Annotated in this window: 12 protein-coding genes; 8 read left to right on the forward strand and 4 right to left on the reverse strand. The window is 45.2% G+C overall.

The annotated features are described in order from the left end of the window. Positions 1 to 85: 85 nt before the first annotated feature. Complete coding sequence (locus NE536_RS21700) at positions 86 to 1057, reverse strand: LysR substrate-binding domain-containing protein (protein WP_107949830.1); 972 nt, start codon at positions 1055 to 1057, stop codon at positions 86 to 88. Positions 1058 to 1170: 113 nt separating this feature from the next. Between NE536_RS21700 and NE536_RS21705 the strand changes: the two genes are divergently transcribed. After that, positions 1171 to 2379, forward strand: a complete 1209-nt coding sequence (locus NE536_RS21705; protein WP_106649064.1) for a multidrug effflux MFS transporter — start codon at positions 1171 to 1173, stop codon at positions 2377 to 2379. Positions 2380 to 2535: 156 nt separating this feature from the next. Next, on the forward strand, positions 2536 to 3159 hold the full coding sequence (locus NE536_RS21710) for a tRNA-uridine aminocarboxypropyltransferase (RefSeq protein ID WP_261273983.1): 624 nt from the start codon (positions 2536 to 2538) through the stop codon (positions 3157 to 3159). Between the two features lie 506 nt (positions 3160 to 3665). On the opposite strand, the gene NE536_RS21715 is transcribed toward NE536_RS21710, so the two are convergent. Continuing rightward, positions 3666 to 5786 (reverse strand): putative bifunctional diguanylate cyclase/phosphodiesterase, encoded by a 2121-nt coding sequence (locus NE536_RS21715; RefSeq protein ID WP_261273984.1) that lies wholly within the window; start codon positions 5784 to 5786, stop codon positions 3666 to 3668. Between the two features lie 292 nt (positions 5787 to 6078). On the opposite strand from NE536_RS21715, the gene NE536_RS21720 reads away from it, so the two are divergent. The 5 genes from NE536_RS21720 to NE536_RS21740 all read left to right on the forward strand — a co-directional run bounded on the left by NE536_RS21720 (position 6079) and on the right by NE536_RS21740 (position 9379). Then, complete coding sequence (locus NE536_RS21720) at positions 6079 to 6450, forward strand: hypothetical protein (protein ID WP_006084576.1); 372 nt, start codon at positions 6079 to 6081, stop codon at positions 6448 to 6450. Positions 6451 to 6554: 104 nt separating this feature from the next. Beyond that, positions 6555 to 7223: a methyltransferase domain-containing protein gene (locus NE536_RS21725; RefSeq protein ID WP_261273985.1), complete on the forward strand. Its 669-nt coding sequence runs from the start codon at positions 6555 to 6557 to the stop codon at positions 7221 to 7223. 107 nt (positions 7224 to 7330) lie between these two features. Beyond that, positions 7331 to 7882 carry an SMI1/KNR4 family protein gene (locus NE536_RS21730; RefSeq protein WP_253989467.1) on the forward strand — a complete coding sequence of 184 codons (552 nt, stop codon included), beginning with the start codon at positions 7331 to 7333 and terminating at the stop codon, positions 7880 to 7882. A gap of 90 nt (positions 7883 to 7972) precedes the next feature. Beyond that, a complete protein-coding gene (locus NE536_RS21735) occupies positions 7973 to 8875 on the forward strand; it encodes a hypothetical protein (RefSeq protein ID WP_261273986.1) in 903 nt (300 codons plus the stop codon). Between the two features lie 114 nt (positions 8876 to 8989). Next, complete coding sequence (locus NE536_RS21740) at positions 8990 to 9379, forward strand: DUF6678 family protein (protein ID WP_261273987.1); 390 nt, start codon at positions 8990 to 8992, stop codon at positions 9377 to 9379. A gap of 120 nt (positions 9380 to 9499) precedes the next feature. Here the strand turns inward: NE536_RS21740 and NE536_RS21745 are convergent, their stop codons facing one another. Both NE536_RS21745 and NE536_RS21750 read right to left on the reverse strand, forming a co-directional pair. Further along, the gene (locus NE536_RS21745; RefSeq protein WP_261273988.1) at positions 9500 to 9829 is read right to left on the reverse strand and encodes an antibiotic biosynthesis monooxygenase family protein; all 330 of its coding nucleotides are present in this window, start codon (positions 9827 to 9829) and stop codon (positions 9500 to 9502) included. After that, the gene (locus NE536_RS21750) at positions 9826 to 10164 is read right to left on the reverse strand and encodes an NIPSNAP family protein (RefSeq protein WP_261273989.1); all 339 of its coding nucleotides are present in this window, start codon (positions 10162 to 10164) and stop codon (positions 9826 to 9828) included. The genes NE536_RS21745 and NE536_RS21750 overlap by 4 nt, the downstream gene beginning before the upstream one ends. Before the next feature lie 109 nt (positions 10165 to 10273). Here NE536_RS21750 and NE536_RS21755 point away from each other — a divergent pair, with 109 nt between their 5' ends. Next, positions 10274 to 11005 carry an ArsR/SmtB family transcription factor gene (locus NE536_RS21755; RefSeq protein WP_261273990.1) on the forward strand — a complete coding sequence of 244 codons (732 nt, stop codon included), beginning with the start codon at positions 10274 to 10276 and terminating at the stop codon, positions 11003 to 11005. Positions 11006 to 11335 lie beyond the last annotated feature (330 nt).

An 11335-nucleotide genomic window follows, 5' to 3' on the forward strand; every position in this document is an offset into this window, starting at 1 on the left:
TAGTTACTACTTGTAGTGTTTCACTTTGATAAGAGCCCGATAACGCCTTTGCTTTATCGGGCTTTTTATTGGTGGAGATTTGGTATTAAAGCATTTCTGCGGGAGTAAATAGCTTAGCGACACTCTGGCAAATCGTTTCTCTAATCCATTTATGCCCCTGATCTTCATCATTTCTTTGATGCCATAACAATACATAGGCCATGGGCATAAATTCGAAGGGTAAGGGCAGAAGTTTAAGCGGATAGAGCTGGCAGGCGTGCCGTGCAAAGCTCGAAGGCAGAGTGAAAATTAAATCGCTGTGGGCGCACACACTGGCGGCACCATAAAAATCGGGTACTGTTGTACTGATCCGGCGTCGATGGCCGAGATCGGCAAGAAAGTAATCCAACGCCCACCAATCGCTGCCTTCACAGCGAACCTGCACATGGGCCATGTCGAGGTAGAGTGGGAGATCCCATTGTTCTGAAGTCAGCGCCGCCATCAATGGGTGGTCTTCACGCACTAAACATACTTGTTGATCGGTAAATAGTGTTTGATAGGCAATCCCTTCGGGCAGGCGATCCACCTGAAAATCGGACAATGGATGCAAGTCCCGCCCTGAAATACCAAAATCAATTTGCCCTTGTTGCAAATCCTGCATCGACTTTTCGGTCCAGACATAGGAGTCAAGTTTGACATTGGGCGCCGTGGTCAGCATAGGGCCGATAAAATATGGGATTAAGGTTTCATAGGCGCTTTCCACCATGGCAAAGGAGAATTGTCGATTGCTACTGGCGGGATTGAAGGTCGGAGGCTGAGTGAGTTGATACAAGTCTTGCAAAATATTCGGCAGTTTTTGTCCCAGAATGAGGGCGTGCGCCGTCGGTTTTAAGCCGTGGGCCGTGCGCTGAAATAGCGGATCATCTAAGGTTTCTCTGAGCCGATTTAAGCTCTTACTGAGGGCTGACTGGCTTATATGTAATCGGCTTGCGGCGCGAGTCACGCTTTGCTCTTCTAGCAGAACTTTGAGTATGACCAGCAAGTTAAGATCGATTCTGGCTAAGTTGTCGATATTCACAGATATTCCTCAGAGGAAATTTACTTTGGAAATTATACCATTTCTGTTCATACCTTGAGTTAATTAAAATAGCGCCCACTGAAATACCTTTTCCTGATCAACTGAGATTATTTATGCGGCGCAATCTATTACCTATCCTGATGTCTATGGTGCTTCTTAGTCCATTAGCCATCGATATTTACTTACCTTCAATGCCAACTATGGCGGCAGAATTCGCCGTATCTGCCAGTGATGTGCAATCCACGATCGTATTATTTTTATTCGCTATGGGTTTAGGTCAAGTGTTGATTGGGCCATTAGCCGACCGTTATGGTCGCCGTCCCGTGGCTATTTTCGGGGTGTTACTCTACTGTGCGAGTAGCCTTTTAGCAGCTGCAGCTGTCGAATTTCATTGGTTACAGATTGCCCGTTTGCTGCAAGGTTTGGCTGCCTGTTCGACTTCTATTGTGGTGTTCAGCGCCGTACGTGACTGCTACGATCAAAAGGAAGGCGCTAAGATTTACAGTTACTTAAATGGCGCCATTTGCGTTATTCCCGCATTAGCACCGACCTTAGGCGGCTTATTGGCAATGCAATTTGGTTGGCGCTCAACCTTCGTCTTCATGACGTTATATGCCATGTTGATGATGCTTGTTGTCGGTTATCGCTTACCTGAGACTCGACCTGCCAATACGGTCACCACTGGCCCACTTTACCGTTGGGGTCGATATAAGCCTGTACTGGGTAACGCTCATTTTTTGTTTTATGCCTTTGCTTGTATGTCGGCTATGGCCGCGATTTTGTGTTACGTGTCGTATGCGCCAGTATGGTTGATTGGGCATTTAGGGCTTTCTGAGCTCATGTTTAGTGGTCTATTCGGTTTCAATGCCGTGTTTAATATCGTGGCCTGTTTTACTGCACCCCTGATCATTCGCAAACTCGGTAATCGTCCTACAACGATTTTGGCCCTGTCCATACTCGTTTTGTCTGCAGCACTCACTGTGGCGGGTCAGCAATTCGGTCCGAGTACTGGAATGATGGCAGCGTTTGCCTTTATGTTGCCTATGTTGATGTTAGGGGTTGGGTTTTCCTTCCTACTCGGTCCAGCGACCAGTATGGCTCTGTCGGCCTTTGGTGAACGAGCTGGTACTGCCGCGGCTATGTTAGGTTTTATTCAGATGAGCGGTGCGTCCGTGCTTGCTGGACTCGTACAACAAACGAGTTTAACCGCACCTTATGCAGTGGCCTTAGTGATGGGCGTATTTCCTCTCGGTTTATTATTGATGATGGCGCTGAGTCGATTTGACCACTGGCATCAAGAGCAGTTAGCTGGCGAGCATTAGTTCGCAGCACAGGTTAATTACAAAGTCGTTAATCACAGAGTACACCCTTTACCCACAGTTTGTTTGACCGCGAACTGTGGGTATTTTTTATTGTGCCTTGTACCTCTTTATCCTTTGGTATACTCGTAAAATAACTTACTCAAACAGGGGGAAAGCTTGTCCCGCCACTATTGTGCTATTTGTCGTTATCCGCAGAATGCTTGTCTGTGTGCGAGTGTTCAGCCTATCTCTCCAACGACCCAGTTGGTGGTTTTACAGCACCCGAGTGAAGTCGAGCATAAAAAAAATAGTGTGCGGGTATTGAGTCTTGTTGTTGTTGAAACGCAAGTTTATGTGGGCGAAAACGAGGCCGACTTCAATGGTTTGCGGGAATATTTAGCGGCATGTAATAAGCCTATTTATCTCGTCTATCCCTCTGAGCAAAGTGTGAGTGTTGAACAGCAGTCTATCAATCCAGATTGTGTATTGCTTTTACTCGATGGTACTTGGCGTAAGGCATTTAAGATGTTGCAGCTGAATCCTTGGTTAACCCAGTATCCTGCAGTGCATTTGGCTGAAGGTTATGAGTCGCGTTATCGGATCCGTAAGTCGAGTCGTAGCGACAGTTTATCGACCTTAGAAGCTTGCGCTTATATGCTAAGCGCTCTTGATCCAGCACTGGATGTTCAGCCATTAATGGCGGCATTTGATGCTATGGTTGAGCTGCGAATTAAGGCGATGCCGAGCACTGTGCAGGCTCGTTATCAGAACTCAAACAAACCTAACTGCGAGACTAAGTGAATGTTTTGACATTATTTAGCCTTAGAGGTTTTAGGTCTGAATTAATGCCTTTAAGTTATTGAGTTTTGATACTGCGTACGAATTAAATTAGTCAAAATCTTATTCAGATCACGCTAACTTAGTGTGAAATACGGTTTAATATCAAGGATTCATTTGCGCAGCAAATGATGAGATAGCTTTGCCAGCCAATTGCTTTGCAGGGGAGTGATTCCATTGTTAATCACAATTAGTTGATGGCGTGCTGGCAGGGCTATCGAGTTTTAGCTATATGTTTTTGTTAATCATAGTGAGAGTGCTTTGCCAGTCAATAATTGGCTTTGCAGGGGAGTGATTCCATTGTTAATCACAATTAGTTGATGGCGTGCTGGCAGGGCTATCGAGCTTTAGCTATATGTTTTTGTTAATCATAGTGAGAGTGCTTTGCCAGTCAATAATTGGCTTTGCAGGGGAGTGATTCCATTGTTAATCACAATTAGTTGATGGCGTGCTGGCAGGGCTATCGAGCTTTAAGCTATATGTTTTTCCTCAAGAAAGGTTTGGGTGAAGTTATCGGCTGAACTCGGATAGCCAAAAAGAAAACCTTGGGCAAACCCTTGGCCCATGCCTGTCATTATGTCTTTTTGTTGTTGAGTTTCTATGCCTTCGGCAATGAAGTGAATATCGAGTGCCTGCGCGAGTTGCACTATGGCATTACAGAGCTTTTGTCCTGACACTTCGTTTAAACGTAGGGCAAACTCAGCATCTATTTTTACGCTGTCTATGGGCAAAGTGCCTAAACGACTGAGTGAGGATAATCCAGTACCAAAATCATCGATGGCAATACTTACACCTAGGGCTTTTATGCGGTTGAGCGTGAGTCGTGCTTGCTCAGGTTGACGTAGCAGTGCCGATTCGGTGATTTCTAAAATCAGTGCTTCAGCAGGTAAATTAGCCATTTCTAAGGCATTAATCACTTGACCAATAAAATCAAGATGTTCTAACTGTAGTGGCGACACATTGACTGAAATTCTAAAGTCAGCTTTATATTGTGTTCGCCAGATTGCCGCTTGCATGCAAGCTTGTTCTAATACCCATTGACCAATACTGACAATTAATCCTGTTTCTTCCAGCAATGGCACAAAATCGGCAGCTTCATAACACTCGGTTGATGATTTTTGCCAGCGCAGTAATGCTTCGGCAGCCATGGCTTCATTTGTTTGCAAATCCACTATGGCCTGATAGGCGAGAGTGAACTGCTTTAAGCTGTGAGCATGTCTTAGACTATTGATTAACTGCAGCTTTAACTCCGCGGCCTGGCTCATAGCCTTATCGTAAAATACAAGGTGCGGTAAGCTCTTTTTAGCACAGTACATAGCCGTATCTGCAAGACTTATCAGCTGTCCCGCCTTATCACTGTGGGTCGGAAATAGTGCAATGCCGATACTTGTGCCTAGGAAAAACTTTTGTCCTTCAATTTCAAAGGGGCTCTCAAATAAGCTGAGTATCTGTTCTGCAAACAGTTGGATTTCATCCTTGCAGCTACAGTCTTGTAGCACTAAGGTAAACTCATCTCCACCCATCCGGGCTATGTCAGCTTTTTCGATACAACCGGCTTCGAGTCTGGCCGCGACGAGTTGTAATACTCTATCGCCCATGGAGTGGCCGAAGCTGTCATTGATATTTTTAAACCCATTGAGATCTAAAAACATTAGCGCACCGAGGGCGAGGGGATCGGTTTTAAGTTTCTCGAGGGCAGTATTGAGGATCTGCTTAAGGTGGAATCGGTTAGGCAATCCAGTCAAGGTATCGTACATAGCACGGGTCGTCAGCTGAGTTTCGAGCAGCTTTTTCGTGCTAATATCACTGAAAATATTCACATTATAGTGAGCGCCATCTTCGGTAATGATTTTACGGCTACTCTGCCAAGCAGGAAATGCGCTGCCATCAGAACGCCTTTTTAAGGTTTCCCCCTGCCAAGTCCCTCTTTGTCTTAGAGCGATTTGGCACTCGGTTTCTTCCTCAGAGCCAAGGTTTTTCGCCTCTAAAAATGCAGGCGTTTTACTGATAAGCTGCTCGGCGCTATAACCGCAAATACGGCACATAGCTTTATTAACGGCCAAAATCTGATCATCTGAGTCTGTGATATACACAGCTTCAGCACTTTCTTCGAGTGTCGTCGACAAAATATCTTTGGGAATATGGGCAAAACCATCGGAAATGGTTTCACGCATTTGATTGCGACGATTGAGCGCTTGAAATTCCACGAGCACAACGGGTTGTTGCTGAAGATAGCAGCGATAGAGGTACACTCGAGTTGGCAGTTCATTGCCGACTTGACTTAGGTGTAGCCAGTTGAATTCAACATTATTACCCGCAATGGCTTCGAGGATCATTTCCCTCGCATATTCAACACTATTGCGGCCGGAAGATTGAATTCTTGGCGAAAAATCATAGGGAGTCGCATTCACAAAGGCATCGTACTCAGTCTCAAAATAACCGAGGGTCGCTTGATTAGCGCTAATAAAGCTGAAGCCTTGAATTAAGGCTAAGGGAGTTTTGTGGGGATGTGCTTGCCAGAGCGACAGCTTTTCTTGCAGTACTGGATCATCCGTACTGAGTTTATTAAGTAAGTGTTGCCATCTGATCATCTAGGATACTCCCTTGTGACGCATATAAGGTCACATCCTATTTGTTGGACTCCGTTGATACGAAGCGCGCCAATAGTACATCATTCTAATGAGCTTAAAAATAAACCTAATGGTTGTTTCACTCAAATAGAAACTCAAAAAGTGTAGCTTAAGACTTGTATTTAAGCATATTTTTTAAGAACACCTGCTGCATATTTCAAACTTTGGCAGATTTTATGCTATGTTTTTCGCATCGTGTTTGAGTTGGCTGTTATCGTTCATCCATCCGATGACCAAATAAAGGAGGTAGGAAATGGCGCATTTATCTAAGGTGCTCATCTCTAAAATGTTGATGTCGTTCATACTGATTTCCAGCATTCATCTTGCTGTGGCTAATGCCGCCGATGCGCCAAAGCCAAAATTAACCCTAGAGCAAAGAGCTGATAAGGCCCGTATAGACTCCCAGCGATTAGAGCTGGCCCAATTAGAGAAGGCGCGCCAAGCCGCCAAGGAGACAGCAGAGCGAGAAGATAAAATCAAACAGCAGTCCCAAACCCATGATTGGGAGGCTCAGCAAAAACTCAAGGCACAGAAACAGTTCGACGAGAGGGAAAGTCGCGAGCAAAAATATTTACGGGAAGCAAAAGAAGCCGCAGCAAAAGAGCGTAAAATCCCAAAGCCTTAAGCGGGCTATCGACACAGTCGATTTCAGCTAGGCAGTGCTAGCCTTATTTGTTGGCATTGCGACTACTCTCATTAATTGCACCTTACTATCCCTAGGAATTGTTGTTGAATATCTGCCCCTTATGCCACGGCACAGAATTACTCGCTTATCATCAGGATAAAAAGCGCGACTATCGCCAATGCCAAACCTGCCAATTGGTTAGCGTGCCTCCTGAGTTTTATCTCTCGGCCGAGGAAGAAAAAGCCGAGTACGATAAGCACGAGAACCATGCCGATGATCTGGGTTATCAAACCTTTTTAAATCGCACACTCGAGCCACTACTTAGCCGTGTTAGCACTTTGGCCCAAGGGCTCGATTTTGGCTGCGGCGAAGGCAAAGCCTTGAGCTTGATGGCAAAGGCGCGGGGTTATCAAATCGATAATTACGACCTTTATTACGCTAATAACCCCGCAACCTTAGTCCGCCAATACGACTTTATTACCTTAACCGAAGTTATAGAGCATGTGAGCGATGCCGCAGGTTTGCTTGCCCAACTCGATAGCCTATTAAAACCCAAGGGCATTTTGGCTGTGATGACTAAACGCGTACAAAATCAAACCGCATTTGCCAGTTGGCACTATAAAAATGACCCTACCCATATCAATTTTTACGCCGAAGCGACCTTCGAATGGCTCGCCCAGCATTATGGCTGGCGATTAGAAATCATCGATAAAGACGTCGTATTCTTTTATAAAGAGATGTATAAAGTTGAGAAAAGTAATGCAACCCCCTAATTTATATGTCTAATTCGATTAAATAAATTCCCATAAGTGCATATGCGAGCGGTATAAAACCAAAGGATTAACACCTCTGCTAAGTGTCAGGATGAAGGATAAATACAATGGACGTTAAGACCTATCTACAGGCATTGAGCGCGCTCTACGCCAACGTGAATCAAACATTCGCATTGAATAATGGCTTATCCAACTCAGCCTTAGATGAAGCTGAAAAACAATTAGGTTTTACACTTGCTCCCCCGCTCAGGGAGCTTTGGGGATTCGCTAATGGTGGCAACGAGTGGAGCACGGTATTTGCCCGAAAAGATTACTTTTGCCGGTATGATTTTTTGTCATTAGCCTCGTCACTTAAATATCGTGACCGAATGAAAAAACAGGCTCAGCACTATGTGAATTACCACGAGCCAGAAGTTCGGGATCCTAAAATTCAATCCGGATGGTACCAAGAAGGTTGGTTGCCCTTCGCTCAATTTGGGGGTGGCACATTACTCTTGATTGCGGATCATTCTCCCTCAGCACTAGGCCAAATGGGGCAAGTGATCGCATACACCCATGACCCCGATATGATGGACTTTATTTGTCCAAACCTAAGCCAATTTTTTGAGCAATCCTTAGCGCAAATCAGGTTATATCCAGATGAATTAATTGAGGACTAAGAATAATGAAAATGAACGTCCACTACTCGATAAACCTAGTAAACCTATGATTAAAGTTGAACTTCAGGGCAACATGAAGTGAGGTATGATGTGAAAAGCTACCCTAAAAAAGACAGAGACCAAGCACTAAACGCATTGCAGAGATTGGCTGAAAATGACGAACAGTTAACTGAGCCTCAAGTCGCCAAACTCGCTATCCTAAAGCAGGGTGTAAAAGAGAGTCGTCATCTCACCGCTAACGAATGGATTAATCGCATCAGCTACATAGAAAATGATTTAACCCAATTAGCCATAATCCAACGGGTGGCCTTTAATCACTTCGATGAGTTTATAAACTGCCTGACATTAGCGGGGCGCTTTGGGTGTTTAACGCGATTAGTGCGGGGTGGGGATTATTCGGGGACGGATAGCCTGCACATTTGGCCCTTGTTGGCGGCACTAGCCATACATGATCTACCCACTATTACAGCCTATAAACAGCGATTTGTGCCGCCTTTTTTAACGGGACATAAGGTGACACTCTTGGCCTGCAATGCCGTATATGCCATTTTAGGTGTCACAGCCGTTACAGATAAGTTACGCCATCAACTTACAAACCTAAAAGACTCGAAATACAGCATGGCGATGCTGCGCAGCCTAGCCGCCATAATCAATCAGGATATGACCTCGTTTATCGACAATATCGCCATTATGGTCAAGTCTAATCGCCTGCAGCAGGAGTTCTCGCCACTGGAAAAATGTTACTGCGTTAACGCCCATGGTTTAGTCAATCTGTGGCGGTTCCATACGGCCAATGCGCCACTCCCCCCACTTGATTTTCCCTTACCATGGCAGCATAAATTACACGGATTTTTTACTACGGGTCACGAGTCCATTGGGATATCTTTCGATCCCTTAGCTGAGCGAGAGTTAAATGATCTGCCAATTGATTCAAATACGCTGGCGCTAATCCATTCATTAACAGCACATTCTCACAGAAATGGCCACGAATAACCCAAACAAAATTAACCAGTTAAAATGAGATTGTGATTTAGTTTCTATTTAAGGAGGATCGTTCTGGCTCATTTCTGGATACACACGTCCTAAAAATGAGTTGGACTTGAAATCATGCACGAGAGATATCGAAAAATAATTAATCAACGCCAGTTAGTCTCAGTGATGAATAAAACTAAGTGGCGCGAGCTTTGTAATGATTTTGAAGCGCTTCATTTTCTATCTATTAGCGTAAGGTACAAACTGATTTCATCAGATGATATTTTGGGATTTAGTGCCGTTTGGTTGAACGAGATCTATGAAGAAAGTTCAGGTATCGAGTGGCTAGACTTTAATCCAATAGTTTCCGAGTATCGTGGTCGTTTAGTTGCACCTCAGGAGACTGATAGGAGCTGTGAAATTCTTACCATTCTAAATAGACACGGCATTAAATACTCGATTGAAGGCTCTTGTTTTCGGGTGTGGGGCTATATAAGCCAAGATACAACCCCAGTATTTACATAAAAAAACCTTTTAGAGTGGCGCCTAGCGTTTAGTATTGTGGGGCAAATTTCGCTGGCGAATACACTCTTTGTTGCTAGAGGGCTGAGTGCCTGCAAAGCACGCTACTCGAGTCGCAGCATATCAGTTGCCCTTAGGTGCCTGAGCACGGTCGAACATGCCATAGTCACGAACAACTTCGGCAACCCGCAGGCGATAATCGGCGAATAATTGTTCGCGTCCTTGAGTTTGTGCCTCCCGGTGATATATCTGTTGTCGCCAAGCTTGTACCGCAGCCTCATTCTCCCAGAATGACAGCGATAATAAGCGTTCGGGATTGACCATACTCTGAAACCGTTCGATTGAAATAAATCCTTCAATGTTACTCAGGCTCGATTTCAGGTCGGCGGCTATCTCTAAATACCTTTCTTGGCAGCCGAGATTCGGCACGACTTCAAAAATAACGACCATCATAGTTTTGTCTCCGCAGCTCTTTGATAGGTCTTTGCTATCGGCTTTAGGAAACTGCGTTTTTCACTCAAAATAAATTCTCCTTGCTTGGCCAGCTGAAAATTTGCCTTGCCTGCGGCTTCTGTCTTCAGTTTGTCTCTATAGCGTTCATAGTGGGCCAGACTATCGAAGCTAATGAGACCATATGCAGTGTCATTGGTGCCTTCGTGTGGCAGAAAGTAGCCAAGGAGTTCGCCGCCGTAGGCTGGAATAATATCGCCCCAGTTTTCAGCATATTGGGCAAATTGTTCCAATTTGAACGGATCTATTTTGTATTCGATAAAACAGGTAATTTTCATAGTGTTTGGCGCCATTGACTAGTGTGCTAAAGGTTTTAGTTGCATTGTAATTACCTGAAAACTTAATGCTTCGATGATTATCGAACTGTTCCCGAATGAGATTACAAGCATGGAACCTAACATTGCCTTTATTGCCAACTTGATTGGTGACGCCGCCCGCTCACGTATGTTGATTGCTCTTATGGGCGGACAGGCATTGACGGCGACAGAACTGGCTCTTGAAGCTGATATCACACCGCAGACTGCCAGCAGCCATTTAACTAAGTTGGTTGAAGGCGAACTATTGCTCGTGCGTAAGCAGGGGAGGCATAAGTATTTTCAGCTGCAGAGCCGCCAAGTGGCCGAACTGTTGGAAAGTCTGCTCAATATGAGCGCGGCCATTGCGAGCCCTAAGGTAATCCATGGACCAGCGGACCCTAGATTGAGACTGGCTCGCGTTTGCTATGACCATCTCGCGGGTGAATTGGGGGTTGCGCTTTACGACAGCTTAAGTCGGCAGAATTTGATCGCCCATGAGGGGAGCGACACAAACATCACCGCCGCAGGGATGACCTTTTTTGCTAAACGTGGTGTGGAGCTCTCGTTGCTGGGCATCACGGATGGGGAAATAGATGGTTTAAGCTATGTGCCGAAAAGTTGTCAATCTCGCCGCCCTTTGTGTAAGTCATGCCTCGATTGGAGCGAACGCCGTAGTCATCTTGCGGGTGTTCTAGGTCAATGGATCCTTAAGGATATTTTAGCTAAAGGCTGGGCAGAGAAAGCCCTCGACACCCGTGCCCTACAATTTTCAAGCCGAGGGTTAAAATCCTTTCGTGTTGACTATGGCATCGCGACAAAATAGACAATCTAAATTGGTCTATTTTACCAATGATACATAGCGTCTTGGCCTTGTTTAACAGAGCGCCGCCAGTCCGATGTTTTTTAATACTTTTTGTTTTCTATAGTTCTAGTGGATGTTAGAACTATCGACTTTAAAGTTTTCTCATTTCGTCTTAATTGTTTAATCAAAGTCGTGGGGCTTCACCCCACACCCGACCAAGGAGGACTGCTCGTCCTATCCTCCTTGGATTCTCTATTACGCCCCCAACGGAGTTGAAAGCCCCTTGTGCTCATGGCCAAATTTGCTATCGCTTCCGAAGGATGCGTCCCTGCACCTGCGAAAGCTAGTCGG

This window comes from Shewanella septentrionalis (assembly GCF_025370265.1).
Taxonomy (GTDB): Bacteria; Pseudomonadota; Gammaproteobacteria; order Enterobacterales; family Shewanellaceae; genus Shewanella; species Shewanella hafniensis.